At 73.1% G+C, this 19,101-nt stretch carries 17 protein-coding genes, 2 tRNA genes and 1 riboswitch; of the genes, 11 read left to right on the top strand and 8 right to left on the bottom strand.

Annotation, left to right across the window (positions count from 1 at the left end; all coding sequences use genetic code 11):
* Positions 1–60: 60 nt before the first annotated feature.
* The gene (locus R2E43_RS17935) at positions 61–1,596 is read left to right on the top strand and encodes an amino acid permease (protein WP_003974876.1); all 1,536 of its coding nucleotides are present in this window, start codon (positions 61–63) and stop codon (positions 1,594–1,596) included.
* A 116-nt stretch (positions 1,597–1,712) separates the two neighbouring features.
* A tRNA-Lys gene (locus tag R2E43_RS17930) sits at positions 1,713–1,785 on the top strand.
* On the opposite strand, the gene R2E43_RS17925 is transcribed toward R2E43_RS17930, so the two are convergent.
* Entirely contained in the window at positions 1,783–2,472 is a 690-nt protein-coding gene (locus R2E43_RS17925; RefSeq protein WP_037898125.1) for a CatB-related O-acetyltransferase, read from the bottom strand. The two genes, R2E43_RS17930 and R2E43_RS17925, sit on opposite strands and share 3 nt — an antisense overlap.
* Before the next feature lie 100 nt (positions 2,473–2,572).
* Here R2E43_RS17925 and R2E43_RS17920 point away from each other — a divergent pair, with 100 nt between their 5' ends.
* Genes R2E43_RS17920 through R2E43_RS17910 form a run of 3 tightly spaced genes read left to right on the top strand, consistent with a single transcriptional unit; the run spans position 2,573 to position 4,079 of the window.
* Entirely contained in the window at positions 2,573–3,244 is a 672-nt protein-coding gene (locus R2E43_RS17920; RefSeq protein WP_210985140.1) for a TetR/AcrR family transcriptional regulator, read from the top strand.
* A gap of 37 nt (positions 3,245–3,281) precedes the next feature.
* Positions 3,282–3,674, top strand: coding sequence for a hypothetical protein (locus R2E43_RS17915; protein ID WP_003974873.1), 393 nt, complete (start codon positions 3,282–3,284; stop codon positions 3,672–3,674).
* A gap of 6 nt (positions 3,675–3,680) precedes the next feature.
* Positions 3,681–4,079 (top strand): hypothetical protein, encoded by a 399-nt coding sequence (locus R2E43_RS17910; RefSeq protein WP_003974872.1) that lies wholly within the window; start codon positions 3,681–3,683, stop codon positions 4,077–4,079.
* On the opposite strand, the gene R2E43_RS17905 is transcribed toward R2E43_RS17910, so the two are convergent.
* Genes R2E43_RS17905 through R2E43_RS17895 form a run of 3 tightly spaced genes read right to left on the bottom strand, consistent with a single transcriptional unit; the run spans position 4,060 to position 7,031 of the window.
* Positions 4,060–5,019: a MerR family transcriptional regulator gene (locus R2E43_RS17905; protein ID WP_003974871.1), complete on the bottom strand. Its 960-nt coding sequence runs from the start codon at positions 5,017–5,019 to the stop codon at positions 4,060–4,062. The two genes, R2E43_RS17910 and R2E43_RS17905, sit on opposite strands and share 20 nt — an antisense overlap.
* A 59-nt stretch (positions 5,020–5,078) precedes the next feature.
* Entirely contained in the window at positions 5,079–6,350 is a 1,272-nt protein-coding gene (locus tag R2E43_RS17900; RefSeq protein WP_136209222.1) for a M20 family metallopeptidase, read from the bottom strand.
* Positions 6,351–6,374: 24 nt separating this feature from the next.
* Positions 6,375–7,031 carry a trimeric intracellular cation channel family protein gene (locus R2E43_RS17895; protein ID WP_193485314.1) on the bottom strand — a complete coding sequence of 219 codons (657 nt, stop codon included), beginning with the start codon at positions 7,029–7,031 and terminating at the stop codon, positions 6,375–6,377.
* A gap of 782 nt (positions 7,032–7,813) precedes the next feature.
* Between R2E43_RS17895 and R2E43_RS17890 the strand changes: the two genes are divergently transcribed.
* From R2E43_RS17890 to R2E43_RS17870, 5 genes are all read left to right on the top strand, one after another.
* Positions 7,814–8,944, top strand: a complete 1,131-nt coding sequence (locus R2E43_RS17890) for a dihydrofolate reductase family protein (protein ID WP_332056353.1) — start codon at positions 7,814–7,816, stop codon at positions 8,942–8,944.
* Between the two features lie 70 nt (positions 8,945–9,014).
* Positions 9,015–9,088, top strand: a tRNA-Met gene (locus R2E43_RS17885).
* A gap of 171 nt (positions 9,089–9,259) precedes the next feature.
* A complete protein-coding gene (locus tag R2E43_RS17880; protein ID WP_016326766.1) occupies positions 9,260–10,495 on the top strand; it encodes a PP2C family protein-serine/threonine phosphatase in 1,236 nt (411 codons plus the stop codon).
* A gap of 224 nt (positions 10,496–10,719) precedes the next feature.
* Positions 10,720–10,877, top strand: a riboswitch (cyclic di-AMP (ydaO/yuaA leader).
* A 10-nt stretch (positions 10,878–10,887) separates the two neighbouring features.
* A complete protein-coding gene (locus tag R2E43_RS17875; RefSeq protein ID WP_011029440.1) occupies positions 10,888–11,931 on the top strand; it encodes a M23 family metallopeptidase in 1,044 nt (347 codons plus the stop codon).
* Positions 11,932–12,069: 138 nt separating this feature from the next.
* Positions 12,070–13,014 carry an aldo/keto reductase gene (locus R2E43_RS17870; RefSeq protein WP_030872475.1) on the top strand — a complete coding sequence of 315 codons (945 nt, stop codon included), beginning with the start codon at positions 12,070–12,072 and terminating at the stop codon, positions 13,012–13,014.
* Positions 13,015–13,038: 24 nt separating this feature from the next.
* Here the strand turns inward: R2E43_RS17870 and R2E43_RS17865 are convergent, their stop codons facing one another.
* Entirely contained in the window at positions 13,039–14,412 is a 1,374-nt protein-coding gene (locus R2E43_RS17865) for a PrsW family intramembrane metalloprotease (RefSeq protein ID WP_210985142.1), read from the bottom strand.
* A gap of 9 nt (positions 14,413–14,421) precedes the next feature.
* Positions 14,422–15,237 carry a tRNA (guanosine(46)-N7)-methyltransferase TrmB gene (gene trmB, locus R2E43_RS17860; protein WP_003974862.1) on the bottom strand — a complete coding sequence of 272 codons (816 nt, stop codon included), beginning with the start codon at positions 15,235–15,237 and terminating at the stop codon, positions 14,422–14,424.
* Positions 15,238–15,336: 99 nt separating this feature from the next.
* Between trmB and R2E43_RS17855 the strand changes: the two genes are divergently transcribed.
* Positions 15,337–15,762, top strand: coding sequence for a Dabb family protein (locus tag R2E43_RS17855; protein WP_329431398.1), 426 nt, complete (start codon positions 15,337–15,339; stop codon positions 15,760–15,762).
* A gap of 85 nt (positions 15,763–15,847) precedes the next feature.
* Here the strand turns inward: R2E43_RS17855 and lhgO are convergent, their stop codons facing one another.
* Entirely contained in the window at positions 15,848–17,116 is a 1,269-nt protein-coding gene (lhgO, locus tag R2E43_RS17850) for an L-2-hydroxyglutarate oxidase (protein WP_319128934.1), read from the bottom strand.
* 82 nt (positions 17,117–17,198) lie between these two features.
* Positions 17,199–18,620 (bottom strand): MFS transporter, encoded by a 1,422-nt coding sequence (locus tag R2E43_RS17845; protein ID WP_003974859.1) that lies wholly within the window; start codon positions 18,618–18,620, stop codon positions 17,199–17,201.
* Positions 18,621–19,101 lie beyond the last annotated feature (481 nt).

Here is a 19,101-nt window from a genome sequence, read left to right as displayed (position 1 = left end):
CGGCCACGAAGTCCACGGAGTGACGCATGTCACGCTCGCCGCAAGGGAATTGCTGGGGGCATGACAGAAGACGCCAAGGCGAGCGGGCTCTCGGACGAGGAACGGCTGGCCCAGCTCGGCTACACCCAGGTTCTGGCCCGCCGCATGTCGGCGTTCTCCAACTACGCGGTCTCCTTCACGATCATCTCGGTCCTGTCGGGCTGCCTGACCCTCTACCTCTTCGGCATGAACACGGGCGGCCCCGCCGTCATCACGTGGGGCTGGGTCGCCGTCGGCCTGATGACGCTCTTCGTCGGCCTGGCGATGGCCGAGATCTGCTCGGCGTACCCCACCTCGGCGGGCCTGTACTTCTGGGCGCACCGTCTGGCACCCCCGCGCACGGCGGCGGCCTGGGCCTGGTTCACGGGCTGGTTCAACGTGCTGGGCCAGGTCGCGGTCACCGCCGGCATCGACTTCGGCGCCGCGTCCTTCCTGGGCGCCTACCTGAACCTGCAGTTCGACTTCGAGGTGACACCGGGGCGCACGATCCTGCTCTTCGCCGCGATCCTGATCCTGCACGGCCTGCTGAACACGTTCGGCGTCCGCATCGTCGGCCTGCTGAACAGCGTGAGCGTGTGGTGGCACGTCCTGGGCGTCGCGGTCATCGTCGGCGCGCTGACCTTCGCGCCCGACCACCACCAGTCGGCGTCCTTCGTCTTCGGCGAGTTCGTGAACAACACGGGCTGGGGCAGCGGCGTGTACGTCGTCCTCATCGGCCTTCTGATGGCCCAGTACACCTTCACCGGCTACGACGCCTCCGCCCACATGACCGAGGAGACGCACGACGCGTCCACGGCGGGCCCCAAGGGCATCGTCCGCTCCATCTGGACCTCCTGGATCGCCGGCTTCGTCCTCCTCCTCGGCTTCACCTTCGCCATCCAGTCCTACGACGGCGCCCTGACGTCCCCGACCGGCGCCCCGCCCGCACAGATCCTGCTCGACGCCCTCGGCGCGACGGCGGGCAAACTCCTCCTCCTCGTCGTGATCGGGGCCCAGCTCTTCTGCGGGATGGCGTCGGTGACGGCCAACAGCCGCATGATCTACGCCTTCTCCAGGGACGGCGCGCTCCCGTACTCCCACATCTGGCACTCGGTGAACCCGCGCACCCGCACCCCGGTCGCGGCGGTCTGGCTGGCCGCCCTCGCCGCCCTGGTCCTGGGCCTCCCCTACCTGATCAACGTCACGGCGTACGCCGCCGTGACGTCGATCGCGGTCATCGGCCTCTACATCGCGTACGTCATCCCGACGCTGCTCCGCGTCCGCAAGGGCGCCGCCTTCGAACGCGGGCCCTGGCACCTGGGCCGCTGGTCGCAGTTGGTGGGTGTGGTCGCGGTGACGTGGGTCGGTGTCATCACGGTGCTGTTCATGCTGCCCCAGGTCTCCCCGGTCACCTGGGAGACCTTCAACTACGCGCCGATCGCCGTCCTGGCCGTGCTGGGCTTCGCCGCCACCTGGTGGCTGGTCTCGGCCCGGCACTGGTTCCTCAACCCGGACCACGAACGCACCCGCACCCGCGCCGCCGCCCGGGCGAGCGCGCCCGAGCCGGTGGACCCGTAGCCCAGGGCCCCGTGCCCACCGACGCGGCCGTGACCCCGATACCCGATCGGCGTCCCGGCCGCGGCGGGCTATGCTCGGTGTGGCAACATCACGCAGCACCGCGCGACACACCGCCTGGGCCCTTAGCTCAATTGGCAGAGCAGTGGACTTTTAATCCATTGGTTGTGGGTTCGAGTCCCACAGGGCCTACTCGTCGGACCCCGGCTCACGGCAGGACTGAGCTGGGGTCCTTTTCGTCCGTGCGGCGGCCTCTTCCAGTTGCGTGACGGTGCCCGACATGATCGTCCGGACGTGTGCGGTGATCTGCTCCACCGGCCAGTCCCACCACGCCACCGCGAGCAGTCGGGCGATGTCCCGCTCCGGGTGGCGCTTACGGATCAGACGGGCCGGGTTGCCGCCGACGATGCCGTAGTCGGGCACGTCGCTCGTCACCACCGCCCCGGTGGCGATGATCGCGCCGTGGCCGATGCGGACGCCGGGCATCACGGTGGCGCCGTTGCCGAACCAGACGTCGTTGCCCACCACGGTGTCCCCCGGGTTCGGCAGGCCGGTGAGCAGGTCGAAGTGCTCGGCCCAGGAGCCGCCCATGGTGGGGAAGGGGAAGGTGGACGGGCCGTCCATACGGTGGTTGGCGCCGTTCATGATGAAGCGCGTGCCGGTCCCCAGGGCACAGAACTTCCCGATCACCAGCTTCTCCGGCCCGTAGTGGTAGAGCACGTTGCGGGTCTCGAAGGCGGTCGCGTCGTCCGGGTCGTCGTAGTAGGAGAAGTCGCCGACCTCGATCAGCGGGGACCTCACCAGAGGCTTGAGCAGTACGACCCGGGGCTGTTCGGGCATCGGGTGGAGCACGGTGGGATCGGCGGGGGCGGCAGGCATCGGCAAGGCGGATCCTCTCGGCGGACCACTAGTGCGACAGGTGTAGCGTTAAGAGGGTGGCACGACCAGTCGTATCGATCAAACGGATAGTGGACGGCCGATGACGGATTCGACGGAATCGACGGAGCCGGCAGTCGGGGCGCCCGAGCGCCGTCCGGGCGGCCGTACCGCCCGCGTCCGCGCCCAGGTCCTCGACGCGGTGCGCGCCGAACTCGCCGAGGCCGGGCACGAAGGGCTCACCGTGGAGGGGGTCGCCGCCCGCGCGGGAGTTCACCGCACCACGGTCTACCGGCGTTGGCGCGACGTGGGCGGGCTGCTCGTCGACGTCATCGCCGCCGCCGGCGAGATGGACTGGCAGCCGCCGGACACCGGCTCCCTGCGCGGCGATCTGACCGCGCTCAACCGGGAGATCCAGGAGTCCCTCGTCGTACGGCCGTCCTTCGCCGTCGCGCTGATGGCGGCGTCGTTCCACTCCGAGCAGGCCGCGCGGGCCCAGACGAGACTGTGGGCGGACCGGTACGCCCAGTGCGAGATCCTCGTGGAGCGCGCCGTCGCGCGGGGCGAACTCCCCGTACGAGGCGCGCGAGGCGCGCGAGGCGCAACGGAGCTGGACGCCCGCAGCCTGCTGATCGCCGCCACGGCGCCGGTCTACCACCAGGTGGTACTCCTGCGCGCCGATCCCGACCCGCGGCTTCCGGAACGGGCGGCGGCGGCCGCGGTGCTGGCGGCCGCCGCGGGCGCCTTCTCCGTCCCCCGGACTGAGGGCGCGTGACCGGGGCCCGTCGGAGCGACGGGTAGAGTCCCCCGGCATGAGCCCAACTCCCCCCGGCGACAGCCTGGTTGACCTGCGGCCCCGCCGCGTCACCCCGCGCCGTCTCGGCGCCGCCGCCGTGGTCTACGGCGTGTTCGTCGCGGGCTGGTACCTGGGGCAGCCCGTGACCCCCGAGTGCCACGTCGACCGGGCCGCCCTCGACCGGGCCGCCGAGCGGTACCGCCCCGAACCGTCTCCCACGCCCACGTACAGCCCGATTCCGTCGCCGTCGCCGTCGGCGTATCCGGGCCGCAGTTCGCTCGCGGACGCCCACACGGCCCAGGGCCCGATGGTCATGTCCCTGACGTACACCTCCTACGCCGTCGCCTGCACCAACGACATGGGCGAACGCCCCCGCCTCCGGGCCTGGTTCGACGGCGGCCGGGAGTAGCGCCGGATGCCCGCCTGGACGACCCCGCGCCGCCTCGGCGTCGTCACCACCCTGTACGCCGTGTTCCTGGCCGGGTGGTGGCTGGGCCAGCCGGTGCGGTCCGACGGCTGTGTCGAGGACCGGATCGCCGCCGGGGCGGACGCCCGTCCCGCGCCGGTGGAACCGGCCGACCCCGGCCGGTACTTCGGCAATCTCGACCTCGGCTTCGGCCTTCTGGACTTCGGCCTCCTCGACTGGGCCGACGACCTGGACGGCTACCGGGACGGCGAGTACGGCCCCAGCGACTACGGGTACGACCTCCAGGGCGGCCCGCAGACGTACGACACGGCCGGTGCCGACCACGCACCCTGCTCCTACAAGAAGCGCGCCCGTCTGCTCGCGTGGGTCAACGGCGACTGGGGCTGACCCGGCCGGGCCGGCGAAGGGCCTGGGCCATCCAGGGCTGGAAGGGCAGGTGACCGGGGACGACCTGCCAGTCGTTGAGGGTCCAGACCAGGCGCCAGTACCGCTCGACGAGCGGGTCGTGTCCCGCCTCGAACCGCCCGGCCAGCCACTCCCGCAGCTCCGGGCCGTCCGGACGGCCGAGTACGGCGGCGAAGCGCGCCGTCACGGCGTCGACGACCGGGGCGGCCTCGTCGCCCTCCGGATCGATGCCCGCCGCCCTCGCCCCGGCGACGGTCTGCCGGACGAAGGGGACGAGTTCCGCCACCGCCTCGGGGGCCACCCCCGGCAACACGTCCTCGTCGGCGGGCGGGAGGGCCGCACGGGCCATGCGCTCGCGGAAACCGTCGTCGGCGACGAGTTCGGCCAGCTCCACCCACGCGGCGAGCTGGGCGTCGGAGGGCTCGTCGGGGAGTTCGGGCAGGGCGGTGCGCAGGGCGGCGGCGGCGTCGCGGGCGTGGGGCGTGCCGGCCTCCAGTGCGGCGATGAAGTCGGCGATCAGGCGCCGACGTTCGTCGGAGGTGAGGCGGGCGATCCGGTGCATGAGAACTGTCTCCTCGGGGCTGGCGTCGCGGCGGGCAACGAGCCGCAGCACGCTGTGCCGCAGCCGCAGCGCGCGGATCTGGAGGGCGGTGGCGTCGGCGTGCGCGGCGGCGACCTCGGCGACGGTCAGGTCACCGTCCAGGACGCGGCGGACCGTGGTGAGGCCGACGTCCAGCTCCCGCAGGACGCCGATGAGGTGGAGCCGGTCCAGGGCCGCCTCGCCGTATCGGCGGTAGCCGGCCGGGGTGCGGTCGGTGGGAGGCAGCAGTCCGGTGTCCGAGTAGAACCGGATCGTCCGTACGGACACGCCGGTACGGGCCGACAGTTCACCGATCGAGTGCGGGGGCGTCGCGCCGTTCATGAGCCCACCCTGCGGTCTCCAGCCACTGGAGAGTCAAGCCGTACGAACCTGCCCGGTTCCTAGGCGGCCCGGTCGCCGTCGCCGAGCCAGGCCAGCGCGGCCACCGTCAGCGCGCTCACGCCCGTGTCCAGGGTCGGCTGGACGACGGGGGCGAAGGCGGCGCTGTGGTTGACCGGGATGTCCTGGGCGACGGTTCCCTTGCGGGCGGCCTCGGCGTAGCGGTCCGGGTCGGTGCCGCCGATCGCCCAGTACGTGAACGGCACCCCGAAGGCCCCCGGGATCTCGCTCATGTCCTCGCTGGCGGTCTGCAACTCGACGGTGTGCGCGTCGTCGCCGAAGTACACGCCGAACGCCTCCGCGACGCGCCGGGTCGGCTCCTCGTCGTTGACGGTGGGCGGGAAGGTCGAGAGCCGCTCGAACTCCGGTTCCCGGGGGGAGCGGGACGCCTCGCACTCGGCCCGGACGATGCGCTTGATCGCGTCCAGGACCTGGGTGCGGGTGGCGTCGTCGTACGTACGGACGTTGAGCTCCAGGACGGCCCGGTCGGGGATGACGTTGGGGCCGCTGCCGGCGTGGATGCTGCCCACGGTCACCACGGCGGGCGTGGTGGCGGCCAGCTCGCGGGAGACGACGGTCTGCAGCCGTACGACGACCGATGCGGCGATCACCACGGGGTCGACCGACGCCTGGGGCGCCGAACCGTGCGCGCCCCGGCCGTGCACGGTCACCCGGAGACTGTCCGCGGCGGACAGGAAGGACCCCGCGCGGGTGCCGACGTACCCGGCGGGGTACGGCAGGACGTGCTGGGCGAGGACGACGTCGGGGCGGGGCGATCTGTCGGTGAGACCGTCCTCGACCATGGCGCGGGCGCCGGCGCCGTTCTCCTCGGAGGGCTGGAAGAGGGCGACGAAGGTGCCCCGCCAGTCGTCCCGGTGCCCGGCCAGCAACCGCGCGCACCCGACCAGGGAGGTCACGTGCACGTCGTGGCCGCAGGCGTGCATCACCGGCTGTTCCCGGCCGTCCTCGTCGGTCACCGTCGCGGTGGAGGCGTACGGGAGGCCGGTCCGCTCGCGCACCGGGAGGGCGTCCATGTCGGCGCGGGCCATGACCACCGGGCCGTCCCCGTTGGCGAGGACCCCGATCACGCCGGTGCCGCCGACGCCCTCGGTGACGTCGTAGCCGCTCCGCCGCAGGGACTCCGCCGCCTTCTTCGCCGTGCGGTGCTCCCGCAGACCGAGTTCGGGGTGCCGGTGCAGGTCCTGGTAGAGGTCCTCCAGGTCGGAGCGGACGGAGCCGAGGCCGGCGAGGACGGTCCGGGCGGTGTCACTCATCTGAGGTGCTCCATTCCATCGAGGCTACTTATGGCGCCGTGTTCCGCCACCGGACGGACGCGTCTCGGGCGGCTCCGGAGCGTTGATGCCGAAGTGCAGGCCGAGCATGCGGATCAGGAAGCAGACCGCCGCCGCTCCGAGCGCGGCCGGGAGGCCGTACAGCCCGGTCTCGGTGGTCGCGACCGTCACCGCCGCGCCTGCCAGGGCGGGGATGGCGTACAGCCCGGTGCGCAGCACCGTCGGGATCCGGCCGACCAGGGTGTCGCGGATCGTCCCTCCGCCCACCGCGGTGATCACGCCCAGCAGCATCGCCGGTACGACGGCCAGCCCGGCGTCCAGCGCCTTGCTCGCGCCGATCACCGCGAAGGTGCTCAGTCCGACCGCGTCGAGCACGGTGATCGCCGGTTCCAGCCGGCGCAGGTGCCTGCTGACGGCGAAGGCGAGCAGGCCACCGGCGGCGGCGAGCGTGTAGTAACGCCAGTCCAGGAATGCGGCGGGCGGCAGCGAGTCGATGAGCACGTCCCGGATGACCCCGCCGCCCAACGCGGTGATCATCCCGAGCACCACCACCCCGACCACGTCCAGCCGGGCGGCCCGCACCGCGGTCAGCGCCCCGTTCAGCCCGAACGCGAACGTGCCGGTCAGGTCGAGGGCGAGCAGCGGAGCGGGTTCGGTGCTCATGGGGCGCCGGGTACCCCGCCGCCGGGTTCGTCAGCCGGTGGGCTCGTCATCCGGCGGCGGGGGGCCGCTCCACGACGAACGCCTCCTTGCCGCGCACGGTGACGATGAGCCCCCGTTCGCGGAGCTCCTGCGCGGCCACCGGAACCCACCGTGCAGGCGCCCCACGCCACCGAGCCCGGAGCACCCCCAGCCCCACCGCCCCCTGCCCCCGTCCGCCTCCCGCAACACCACTCCCCGTACTGCCGTCACCTCCCCCTCGACGGCGCCGCCCCCCGCCTCGTCCGCCCCTGCGTCGCCGCCCACGAGCAGGAACCGGACCGACAGCGGCACCGCCGCCTCGCCCTCGTGCTCGCCGCCGACTTCGGCATCGACCTGACCGGCACGTCGTCGGTGCGCGGAGGGCGGCCGCGTGACGGCACCGCACACCGCGCTACGGCTGCTGCCCTGGCCGTCGGCCGAGGGCAAGCCCTGCTTCCCCGCTCCCGGCGACGGCAGCGGATTCGTGTCCCGGTTCGCCGACGAGACGGAGGTCCGGCAGCTCGCCGGCGGGCGGGACGTACTCCGCTCGGCGCGCGGCGTCCTGGACGACCCGGTGTCCCCGGACGCGGAGGTCCGCTGCACCGCGATCCGGCTGACCGGGTGCCTCGCGGTCGCGCCGCGGGTGGCGGAGTCGAGGGGGCGGCGCCTGTCCACGGGCCACGGTGAACCGCAGCGGCAGCAGCGGCGCCTAGTGTGTGCCCGCCGGAACCCGCCGCCCGTCTGCCTCCCGGGAGTGCCCACCCATGCCCCTTCCCCACGTCCTCCTCTCCGCCGCCGTTTCCCTCGACGGATACCTGGACGACACCGGCCCCGAACGCCTCCTGCTGTCCAGCCCCGCCGACTTCGACCGGGTCGACGGGGTGCGGGCCTCCGTGGACGCGATCCTGGTCGGGGGCGGGACGGTCCGGGCCGACAATCCGCGGCTGCTGGTGAACTCGGCCGAGCGGCGGGCCGCGCGGGTCGCGGACGGGCGGGCGGAGTACCCGCTCAAGGTCACCGTCAGCGGCAGCGGTGAGCTGGACCCGGCGGCGCGGTTCTGGCACACGGGCGGGGACAAGGTGCTGCTGACCACGGACGACGGTGCCCGGCGGGCCCGCGCGCTCGGGATCCGTGCCGATGTGGTGTCCCTGGGGGCGGACCTCGACTGGCGGGCGGCGCTGGAGTACCTGCACGACCGGCGGGGCGTGCGGCGGCTCATGGTCGAAGGGGGCGGGACCGTCCACACCCAGCTGCTCCAGCAGGGACTCGCCGACGAACTCCAGCTCGTCCTCGCGCCGCTGTTCGTGGGGGACCCGGCCGCGCCCCGGCTGTTCGGGCCCGGCGCCTACCAGGGCGGGCGGCTGCGGCTGGTCGAGACGCGGCGGATCGAGGACGTGGTGCTGATGCGGTACCTGCCGACCGCACCCGGCGCCGGTGACCGCGTCGCCGCCGCCGACCGGCACTGGCTGGCGCTCGCCTGCGAGCTGGCCGAGCTGTGTCCGCCGTCGGACACCGCGTTCAGCGTGGGGGCGGTCGTGGTCGCCGCCGACGGGAGCGAGCTGGCGCGGGGTCACTCGCGGGAGGGCGGTGATCCGGTCGTACACGCCGAGGAGGCCGCGCTCGCCAAGGTGGACCCGGAGGACCCGCGGCTCCCCGGCGCCACCGTCTACAGCAGCCTTGAGCCGTGTGCCCGCCGGGCCTCCCGGCCCGCGCCCTGCGCCCGGCTCATCCTCGACGCCGGGGTGCGCCGCGTCGTCACCGCCTGGCGGGAGCCGGACACCTTCGTGGCGGGGGCGGACGGCAGCGGGGTGCTCACCGCCGCGGGTGCCGCCGTCGTCGTACTGGCCGAGTACGCGCAGCGGGCGAAGGCGCCCAATCGCCACCTGGAGGGGTAGGGAGAGCGGGGCGAGGAGATACCGATGTGCATTCCACCCCCGGGATGACGTACAGTGGTGAACACAACGGCGCGGGGTGGAGCAGCTCGGTAGCTCGCTGGGCTCATAACCCAGAGGTCGCAGGTTCAAATCCTGTCCCCGCTACTGAAGGCCGAGGGCCGGAATCCGAAAGGGTTCCGGCCCTCGGTGCGTTTCCGGCAGGTGCCGCGTGTCATCCGGTCGGCCCCTCACCGCTCGCCGCCCGTCCCCGCCCCCGGAACCCTGGAGTGCGGGACGGCAAGCGGCGCGGACGTACGGGGCGGCGGGAGACGAGTGGTGCGGCCAGGTGACGTGGACGACGAGGGAGCGGCCGCCAGGGCCGGTGGCCGGCTCCCCGGCGACCCCGTGCCCGACCCGGGTCTCGGCCTCGGCGACGAGACGCCGCCCGTGCCGCCCTCCGGACCACCGCCCCGCCGGCGGGCCGGGCGGACCTTCGTGCACGCGCTCCCCGTGCTGCTGATCGTCGTCGCCATCCTGTACGACATCTTCACCCCGAGGTACTTCACCGCCGGGCCCCTCTACACGGCCGCGCCCCTGGTCGCCGCCCCGCTCTACTCGCGGCGCGGCACGGCGCTCACGGGTGTCGCCGTGGTCGTCGCGGTCATCGGACTGCAACTCGGCAAGGGCGTCATCCACTACGTCGACTCCCTCACCGAGCTGATCACCATCGCGACGGTCGCGGTGCTCGCCGTCCTCGTGAACGGCATGGTCCGCCGCAGCAGCGAGCGCCTCGTCTCCGTCCGGGAGATCGCCGAGGCCGCCCAGCGCGCGGTGCTGCCCCAGCCCGCCGAGCGGATCGCCGGCTTCGAGATCGCCGTGTGCTACGAGGCCGCGCAGGCCGACGCCTTCATCGGCGGCGACCTGTACGCCGTGCAGGACAGCGCCCGCGGCGTCCGGCTGATCGTCGGGGACGTGCGCGGCAAGGGCATGGGCGCGGTGGCCGCCGTCGCCGTCGTGATCGGCGCCTTCAGGGAGGCGGCCGAGCAGGAGGCGACACTGGAGGCGGTGGCGCAGCGCCTGGAGCGGGCGCTGGCGCGCGAGGGCACCCGGCGCGACGGGCTGGACGCCTTCGAGGGCTTCACCACCGCCGTCCTCGCCGAACTCCCGCACGGCGACGGCACCGTACGCATCGTCAACCGCGGCCATCCGCCGCCCCTGCTGCTCCACGGCGACGGGACCCTCGGCCCGCTGCCCGCCCACGAGTCGGCGCTGCCGCTCGGCATGGGCGAACTGGGCGTGTGGCCCGACCGGGCGGAGGAGGTCGCCTTCCCCGGCGGCGCCACGCTGCTGCTCTACACCGACGGACTGACCGAAGCCCGGGACGCGAAGGGCGAGTTCTACGATCCGCAGGCGCGGCTGGCCGGCCGCGTCTTCCCGCATCCGGCGACCCTGCTCGACACCCTCGCCGAGGACGTGCGCCGGCACTCCGGGGGCGGCATGGCGGACGACATGGCGCTGCTCGCCGTCCGGCGTCCCCGACGCGCCGACCATGATCATTGTGACGAGCCGTGACAGTGCGACCCCCCTCCGCATAACAACTGATACACCGTCAGAAGAAAGTGCCGTGAAGGGGAATACCGGAGCGGGGTCAACTCGCCCGGTTTTCACCGGCCGTGAGGTGTACGTCCCGGCGGTATTCGGTAATGATCAAGAGGAACGGCTTGGAATCGGAGCCTCGCGTCTATTAACGTTCGATAACGCAGCGCGGTCGTCCCAGCCGTCACAGAAGGCGGCTCCGTGCGCACGCGCCGAATCCCGCAAGGGAACCGGGGAACCACCACATTGGGGTGAATCGGGCGTATGCCGCCGTGGGAACACGGTCGGCAGGCACCCGTAGGAGACCTTCCTGCTCCGAACCCGTCAGCTAACCCGGTAGGCGAAAGGAAGGAAAGGAGTACGCCCACGTGGCGTCAAACCGGCCTGCCCCCGAGGCCCCGTCCGCGCCCAGTGGGCACGGCACCGACACCTTCGGCTACGACGGCTACCGCGCCGAAGAGGGTCCCTGGGAGGAGTGGAATCCCACCGCGGAATCCATCCGCCCCGTACGCGGCCGGCACCGCGTGGCCAAGCAGCGCGGCGGACTCGCCCGCAGCTCCACCGTCCTCGGCGTCGGTGTCATAGCCGCCGTCGGAGCGGGCGGCATGGCCAGCGCGCAGACCGGCAAGCCCCCGGTGTCCATCTCCATGCCGGACCTGCCGAACGTGGGCTCGCTCATGCCCGGCGGTGACGAGGAGCCGGAGCCCGAGGGTTCCGCCACCCCGCTCAGCGGCATCACCCAGGCGGTCGCCGCCGACAGCGCGGAGGGCCCCGACACCACCGGCGCCGGCGAGTCGCTGCGGGCCCGGATCATGGCGCAGGCCGAGCAGCAGCAGGCGCAGGTCGAGACCAAGGCCGCCGCCGAGGCCGCCGCCGCGGCGGAGAAGAAGGCCGCGGAAGCCGCCGCCAAGGCGGAGAAGGAGGCCGAGGAGAAGGCCGCCGCCGCCAAGAAGAAGGCGGCGGAGGAGGCCGCGAAGAAGGCCGAGGCCGAACGGCTCGCGAAGCTGGCCAAGCAGTACACGCTGCCGACCTCCTCGTACACGATCTCCTCCACGTTCAACCAGGCCGGCTCCCTCTGGTCCTCCGGTCACCACACCGGCCTCGACTTCGCCGCCCCCACGGGCACGCTGCTCAAGGCGGTGCACGGCGGCACCATCACGTCGGCCGGCTGGGACGGGTCGTACGGCTACAAGACGGTGCTCACCCTCGACGACGGCACCGAGCTCTGGTACGCGCACCAGTCCTCCATCAACGTCAGCGTCGGCCAGAAGGTCACCACCGGTGACGTCATCGGCCGCGTCGGCGCCACCGGCAACGTCACCGGCGCCCACCTCCACCTCGAGGTCCACACCGCCGGCGGCACCGGCATCGACCCGATGGCCTGGTTGCAGAGCAAGGGGCTCACCCCCTGATCCGCCCCGCCCACGACGCGCGCCCCGCTGATCCCCGGCGGTCCTGACGGCGACCCCCCGACGCCAGGGCTGCCGGTTTGCGGGGATTTTGCGCGCCTGCCGGAATCCCCCGCTCCGGCGCGGTCGTTGACTCCCTACATGACTTCTCTGCGCAAGCTCGGCTCCTCCGACCTCGAGGTCTTCCCCCTCGCCCTCGGCGGCAACGTCTTCGGCTGGACCGCCGACCGGGACCGGTCCTTCGCCGTCCTGGACGCCTACACGGCGGCCGGCGGCAACTTCGTCGACACCGCCGACTCCTACTCCGCCTGGGTCGACGGCAACAGCGGCGGCGAGTCCGAGACCGTCCTCGGCCAGTGGTTCGCGGCCCGCGGCAACCGTGACGACGTCGTCCTCGCCACCAAGGTCAGCCAGCACCCCGAGTACCCGGGCCTGTCCGCCGCGAACATCAAGGCCGCGGCCGACGCCTCGCTGCGCCGCCTGGGCACCGACCACATCGACCTGTACTACACCCACTTCGACAAGCCCGAAGTGCCGGTCGAGGAGATCATCGGCGCGCTCGACGAACTGGTGAAGGCCGGCAAGGTGCGGCACATCGCCGCCTCCAACATCTCCGCCGAGCGGCTCGCGGCGTCCCTGGAGTTCTCCGACCGCGAGGGCCTCGCCCGGTACGTCGCCCTCCAGCCGCACTACAACCTGGTCTCCCGAGACACGTACGAGGGAGAACTGCGCGACCTCGCCGAGCAGGCGGGTCTCGCCGCCGTGCCGTACTACGCCCTCGCGGCCGGCTTCCTCACCGGCAAGTACCGGCCCGGCACGGAGGTGGACAGCCCGCGGGCGGGCGGGGCGGCGAAGCACCTGGAGACGGAGCGGGGCCGCCGGGTGCTGGCCGCCCTGGACGAGATCGCCGCGGCCCACGAGGCTCCCGTCGCCACGGTCGCCCTGGCCTGGCTGGCCGCCCGGCCGACGGTGGCGGCGCCGATCGCCTCCGCGCGCACGGTGGAGCAGCTGCCGGCGCTGCTGGGCGTGGCCGAGCTGAGCCTGACGGACGACGAGGTCGGAAGGCTCACCCGGGCGTCCGCCTGAGCGGGCGGCCGTCGCGGCGCGGACCTACGGCCGCTGCGGGCCGGGCGGGGCGTACGGGTGGTACGGCGGCACGTACGGGTAGTGCGGGGCCTGTGCGGCGTAGGGGGCCTCCGGGGCGTAGGGCCAGGGGGCCGTACGGGGGCCGTACGCGCTGTGCGTCCCGCCGTACGGATACGCCCACGGCGGCACCGGCGCGGGCGGCGGGGCGGTGGCGCGGGCCGCGTGGTCCAGGGCCGGGCGGGCGAGGTCCCGCAGGTGCCACAGGACGTCCAGCAGCGCCCGCTCCCGTACGGCGAAGTCGGCGCCCGCCCTGCCCCGGCGGCCCCGCTGCCGCAGGAACGCCACCGAGGTCGCGCAGGCCTGGTACCGGGCCACCGCCCGCGCCCCTTCCTTCCCGGCGTGCCGGCGGGCGTACTGCCGGGCGATGCGGCGGGCCCGCATCGAGCCGAGCGCGTACGGCTCCGCGGGCGTGAGCCATCCGGCCATGACGTACGCGGGCAGCTCGGCCCGCACGGTGCCCAGTTCGCGCTGCCGGGTCCAGATCACCAGCCAGGTCAGCAGGCCGAAGGACGGCACCATGAACGCCGCGTACACGGCGAAGAAGCCGTACTCGCCGAACGCGGCCGAGCCGTTCCACAGGGCGTGCATGCCCATCGCGAGCAGCAGCCCGGCCAGCGGGAGCAGCGCCCGGCGCAGGCGGTGCCGGCCGGTCGAGAGCGCGGCGATACCGAAGCCGATGCCGGTGAGCACGGTGAACAGCGGGTGGGCGAACGGCGACATCACGACCCGCACGAAGAAGGTCGCCGCGGTGACCGAGGCGATGCCGCTGTCGCCGGTGAGCTGGTCGGTGCCGAAGGCGGTGCCCAGGTAGAGGATGTTCTCGGTGAAGGCGAAGCCGGTCGCGGTGACCCCGGCGACGACCACGCCGTCGACGATGCCGGTGAAGTCCCGCCTGCGGAAGAGGAAGACCAGGAGGACGGCGGCGGCCTTGGCGGACTCCTCGACGACCGGCGCTATGACCGTGGCGCCCAGGGTGTCCGCGCTCGCCGGGTCCGCGGTCGCGGTGGCTATCCAGCGGGTCGCGAAGCTGTTGGCGACGATCGCTATCAGCGCCGCCGCGCAGGCCCCCCAGGCGAAGCAGAAGAGCAGGTTCCGCCAGGGGCCGGGGTCCACCCGGTCCAGCCAGCGGAAGGCGGCCATGAGCAGCGGCACCGGCAGCACCGCCAGGCCCAGCCCCACCAGGAACCCCTGTGTGCCGGTCTGTTCGCGCACCAGGGCCAGGATCACCAGGCCGGAGAGCGCGAGCAGGGTGATCAGCGCGCCGTAACGGACCCAGGTCCGCTGCCACCAGTGCGTATGCCGGTGCACATGGGTCGGATACGGGGGACAGGTGGCCACGGCAGGACCCTAACCGTTGGGGGGCGGCTCCTTGTGCTGTACGCGACGGAAGAGCAGGTCGTTCACCACATGTCCCTTGTCCAGTCCCTGGCCCTCGAAACGGGTCAGCGGCCGGTGCTCGGGGCGTGGCGCGAATCCGCCGCCGGGCACGGTGTTCTCGAAGTCGGGGTGCGCGGTCAGCACGTCGAGCATCTGCTCGGCGTACGGCTCCCAGTCGGTGGCGCAGTGCACCACGGCCCCCGGGGCGAGCCGGGTCGCGGCCAGGGTCAGGAACTCCGGCTGGATCAGCCGGCGCTTGTGGTGCCGCTTCTTCGGCCACGGGTCGGGGAAGTAGACGCGCAGCCCGGCGAGGGAGCCGGGGGCGAGCATCTCGCGCAGCAGGATGATCGCGTCGCCGTTGGCCACCCGGATGTTGGGCAGCTCCTGGCGCTCCGCGAGGCCGAGCAGGTTGCCCTGGCCGGGGGTGTGGACGTCGGCGGCGAGGATGTTGGTGTCCGGGTCGGCGGCGGCCATCCGGGCGGTGGTCTCGCCCATGCCGAAGCCGATCTCCAGGACGACGGGCCGGGCGTTGCCGAAGAGTTCGGCGAGGTCGACGACCCGCCGGCCGTCGATGTCCAGCCCCCACAGGGGCCACAGCCGTTGCAGCGCGTCCGCCTGCCCGGCGGTCACCCGGCTCCGCCGGGGCTGGAAGCTGCGGATCCGCCGCTCGAAGTGCGACCCGGCGGGATCGGCCTTCGGCCCGTCGGGGAAGCGGGGCTCGCCCTTGGCGCGGACGTGCCGCAGGGAAGCGGATGCGGCCTCGGGGGTGTGGTGGGAGTCAGACACAATGCGTCGATTTTAGACCGCGCACGTGGTTGCGACTGCCTGTAGGTGTAGTTAGAGTCTATAACGCAAGCGATTGGTTGAAGCGACAGTCGTGTACCCGTGGGGAGAGACACCGTGATTCACCACCAGATCCGCCTTGCCATGCGACCCGACGCACCCCGGGACAAGGTCGAGGAAGCCCTTGAGATGCTCCGCAGGATGGGGCGCGAGATCGATGCCGTCGCGTCCTGGACGGTCGGGCGCGACGTGGGCGGCGACTTCGACTACGGAGCGATGTTCGCCGTCGAGGACATCGAGGGCTACCGGGCGTACATGCACGCCCCGCTGCACCGGCGGGTCGACGAGATCGGGCTGCCACTGGTGCGGCACATGGTCTCCCACGACCTGACCGACGACGAGGACCCGGCCACCGGCGACCGCATCCGCCAGATCCACGCCGAGCGCTTCGCGGGGGACCCGGCCCTCGTCGCCCTGATCGAGGGCCTCGGCTCGTACGAGGGCAGCAGCGCTCCCGGGCGCGGTTAGGGGGTGTCGTTTGGATCTTGCCGGGGTCGCGGGGTCTGCCACAAGGCACCGTCGGCCGCGGCCGGCCTGATCCGAACGACACCCCCTAGCCGGCCCGCCGGGGGGCCGGGCGGCCGGGTGGTGCCTGGTCCGCCAGCATCGCCAGCGCTCTGCGGGCCACCTCCCGGCCGATGGGCAGGGAGGCGGTCGCCGCGGGCGACGGCGCGTTCAGGACGTGCACCGCGTGGGCGCCCTCCTTGATCAGGAAGTCGTCCACCAGCGTGCCGTCGGCGAGCACCGCCTGCGCCCGGACCCCGGCGGGCGCCGCCACCAGGTCGTCCTCCGTCACCGCCGGCAGCAGCCTGCGGACCGCGGTCGTGAAGGCGCTCCTGGACAGCGACCGCCGCAGCTCGCCCGCCCCGTACCTCCAGTGCCGCCGGGCTATCCGCCAGGAGCCCGGCCAGGCCAGGGTCGCGCCCAGCTCGCGGGGGCGCACCACGCCCCAGCCGTACCCCTCGCGGGCCAGCGCCGGTACCGCGTTCGGCCCGACGTGGACGCCGCCGTCGATCCCCCGGGTCAGATGCACGCCGAGGAACGGGAAGGCCGGGTCCGGCACCGGATACACCAGTCCCCGCACCAGCTCCGGCCGCGCCAGCTCGTAGTACTCGCCCCGGAACGGGACGATCCGCATGCCGGGGTCGTCCCCGGTCAGCCGGGCGATCCGGTCGCAGTGCAGCCCGCCGCAGTTGACCAGCACCCGGGCCCGGAGCACGTCCCCGGTGCGGGTCCGGACGGCGACGCCCCGGCCGGGGCGCCGGTCGACGCGGTGCACCTCGGCGCCGTAGCGGATCTCCGCCCCGGACGCCCGCGCGAGCTGCCGGGCCACGGCGACGTAGTCGCAGATCCCGGTGGTGCCGACGTGTATGGCGGCCAGGCCCCGCACCTCGGGCTCGTACTCCTGGATCTGGGCGCCGCTCAGCTCGCGCACCGGTATGCCGTTCTCCCGGCCGCGCTGGACGAGGGCGTGCAGGCGGGGCAGCTCGGCGCGGTCGGTGGCGACGATCAGCTTGCCGGTGACGGCGTGGTCGATGCCGTACTCGGCGCAGAACTTGACCATCTCGGCGGCGCCCCGGACCGCGTAGCGCGCCTTGAGGGAGCCGGGGCGGTAGTAGACACCGCTGTGGATGACCCCGCTGTTGCGGCCCGTCTGGTGGCGGGCGGGGCCCGGCTCCTTCTCCAGGACCGTGACCCGGGTGCCCGGTGCCGCGCGCGTGATCGCGTACGCCGTGGACAGGCCGACGATCCCGCCGCCGATCACCAGCACGTCGCAGTCGTACACGGTGCTCCGAACGAGCCCGGCCCGCACTTCTTCCATTTCCCGGCCCACCTCCCGCTTCGATAGTGCACTGCGCCACTGACAATGCCCTCAAACCCGTCAGGGGCGGGCGGTCGGGCGATCAGGCCGGAGTCACCAGCAGCGGGCGGGCGCGCTCGCGCAGTTCCACCACGCGCGGCTCGTCGCCGTAGGGCTCCAGGCGGTGCAGGAGGTCCTTCACGTACTCGGTGGTACGGGCCGAGGAGATGCGCCCGGCCACCTCGACCGCCCGCACGCCCTGCTCGCAGGCCGCGTCCAGGTTGCCGGACTCCAGCTCGGCCACCGCCGAGACGACGAGTCTGAGGCCGTGCGAGCGTACGAACTCCTCCGTCGGTTTCGACAGGGCCTGCTCGGTGAAGCGGCGGACCTGGCGCGGTGCCTTCAGGTCGCGGTAGCACTCGGCCGCGTCGGCGGCGAACCGGTCGTAGGAGTAGAAACCCAGCCACGTCGGATCGCTGTCGCCGGGACGGGCGCGCTCCAGCCAGCTCTCGGCGGCCTTCAGGGCGGCGCCGGCCGCCACCGCGTCGCCCGCGCGCGCGTGGGCGCGGGCCTCGACCAGGCGGAAGAAGCTCATGGTGCGGGCCGTGGCCAGGCCGCGGTTGCGCTCCAGGGCGGCCTGGGCGAGGTCCACGCCCTCGTCGCCGAAACCGCGGTAGGTCGCCTGGAGGGACATGGAGGCGAGGACGTAACCGCCGAGCGGGACGTCGGCCGCCGCGCGGGCCAGGCGCAGGGCCTGGATGTAGTACCGCTGGGCCGCCTCCTGCTGGCCGGTGTCGAAGGCCATCCAGCCGGCCAGCCGGGTCAGCTCGGCCGAGGCGCCGAACAGGGCGCGGCCGACCTCGTCGGAGTAGGAGCCGAGGAGGAGCGGGGCCGCCTCGACGCGTAAGCACTCGGGGACCATCGAGGACCGCCAGTCGCCGCCGCCGTACTTGGAGTCCCAGCGCCGGGCGTCCTCGGCGGCCTCGCGCAGCTTCTGCACATCACTGTGGCCGACTTTGAGCGGTGCGCCGGAGCCCTCCGCCGGGCTCACCTCGCGCGCCACCGAGCTGTCGGCCGGGGTTATCAGCCATCGGGAGGCGGGCGTCGCGTAGGCGCTCACCGCGAACGAACCGGCGAGCGACTGCCAGATGCCGCCGCCGGTGCGGCGGCCGGCGAGGTCGAGACGGTACAGCTCGGTGGCGGACCTGACCGCCTGGCCGACGTCCCGCGGGAAGGCGAGGCCCACCTCGGGGGCGGGATCCGCGTCCGCGAGACCGATCTCGTGGAGCGGCACCGGGCGGCCGAGCTTCTGGCCTATGGCCGCCGCGATGAGGTGTGGCGCGGCGCCCTGGGGCACCATGCCCTTCGACACCCAGCGCGCCACCGACGTCTTGTCGTAGCGAAGTGTCAACCCGCGTTGGGCGCCGAGGTCGTTGACGCGCCGGGCGAGTCCTGCGTTGCTGATTCCCGCGAGGGCGAGAACGGCGCCGAGCTTCTCGTTCGGCCCGCGTTGCTCCCTGGACATGCGCCACCCCTCGACACAGACGGCTGCCGCGCTGGCATAACCACGCGGCATTCGTAAACCCAGCGTAGTTCGCCGCATCCCAGGCGTTAAGAGGCATTGTTCCGGATGGCGGGATTGTGGTCCGTACTCAATTGCGGTGCATGTACGGTCTGTTGCCGCGTGCTCCCGATGTGTGGCCGTGCGCCCGTGCGTGCGCTCTTCTCCGGCCACGACGGGAGCGATTCCATGGGCGGTGCGTGGGTCGGCCCGCTGTACTGGATCCAGTGGGCTGGGGGACGCCGCCGCCTACATCCCCGCGGGCGGCGGACCGGTCCGGGGGGCGAGTCCCGTCCCCCGGACTGCGCGCCGCCGGTGAACTGACGGACGGTGCGCGGAGTTTGTACGGAGCGTGTTCGAGTGTGTCCGCGTGGCGCCGATTTGGCTGAAAATCACCGCTGGTGATTTCGGGGTACAACCGCCCTCACCATGGGAGTTGAGGGCG

It is taken from the genome of Streptomyces violaceoruber (assembly GCF_033406955.1).
Classification (GTDB): Bacteria; Actinomycetota; Actinomycetes; order Streptomycetales; family Streptomycetaceae; genus Streptomyces; species Streptomyces violaceoruber.
Note: the sequence above shows the minus strand (reverse complement) of the source record. Positions and strands in the feature narration are given on the sequence as shown.

Bases quoted from the DNA above. Each gene is read 5' to 3' on its own strand.
- R2E43_RS17935 (WP_003974876.1), top strand. From the start codon at position 61: ATGACAGAAGACGCCAAGGCGAGCGGGCTCTCGGACGAGGAACGGCTG.
- R2E43_RS17900 (WP_136209222.1), bottom strand. From the start codon at position 6,350: ATGAGTGACACCGCCCGGACCGTCCTCGCCGGCCTCGGCTCCGTCCGC.
- lhgO (WP_319128934.1), bottom strand. From the start codon at position 17,116: ATGGAAGAAGTGCGGGCCGGGCTCGTTCGGAGCACCGTGTACGACTGC.
- R2E43_RS17895 (WP_193485314.1), bottom strand. From the start codon at position 7,031: ATGAGCACCGAACCCGCTCCGCTGCTCGCCCTCGACCTGACCGGCACG.
- R2E43_RS17870 (WP_030872475.1), top strand. From the start codon at position 12,070: ATGACTTCTCTGCGCAAGCTCGGCTCCTCCGACCTCGAGGTCTTCCCC.
- R2E43_RS17925 (WP_037898125.1), bottom strand. From the start codon at position 2,472: ATGCCTGCCGCCCCCGCCGATCCCACCGTGCTCCACCCGATGCCCGAA.
- R2E43_RS17845 (WP_003974859.1), bottom strand. From the start codon at position 18,620: ATGTCCAGGGAGCAACGCGGGCCGAACGAGAAGCTCGGCGCCGTTCTC.
- R2E43_RS17905 (WP_003974871.1), bottom strand. From the start codon at position 5,019: ATGAACGGCGCGACGCCCCCGCACTCGATCGGTGAACTGTCGGCCCGT.
- R2E43_RS17920 (WP_210985140.1), top strand. From the start codon at position 2,573: ATGACGGATTCGACGGAATCGACGGAGCCGGCAGTCGGGGCGCCCGAG.
- R2E43_RS17910 (WP_003974872.1), top strand. From the start codon at position 3,681: ATGCCCGCCTGGACGACCCCGCGCCGCCTCGGCGTCGTCACCACCCTG.
- R2E43_RS17890 (WP_332056353.1), top strand. From the start codon at position 7,814: ATGCCCCTTCCCCACGTCCTCCTCTCCGCCGCCGTTTCCCTCGACGGA.
- R2E43_RS17915 (WP_003974873.1), top strand. From the start codon at position 3,282: ATGAGCCCAACTCCCCCCGGCGACAGCCTGGTTGACCTGCGGCCCCGC.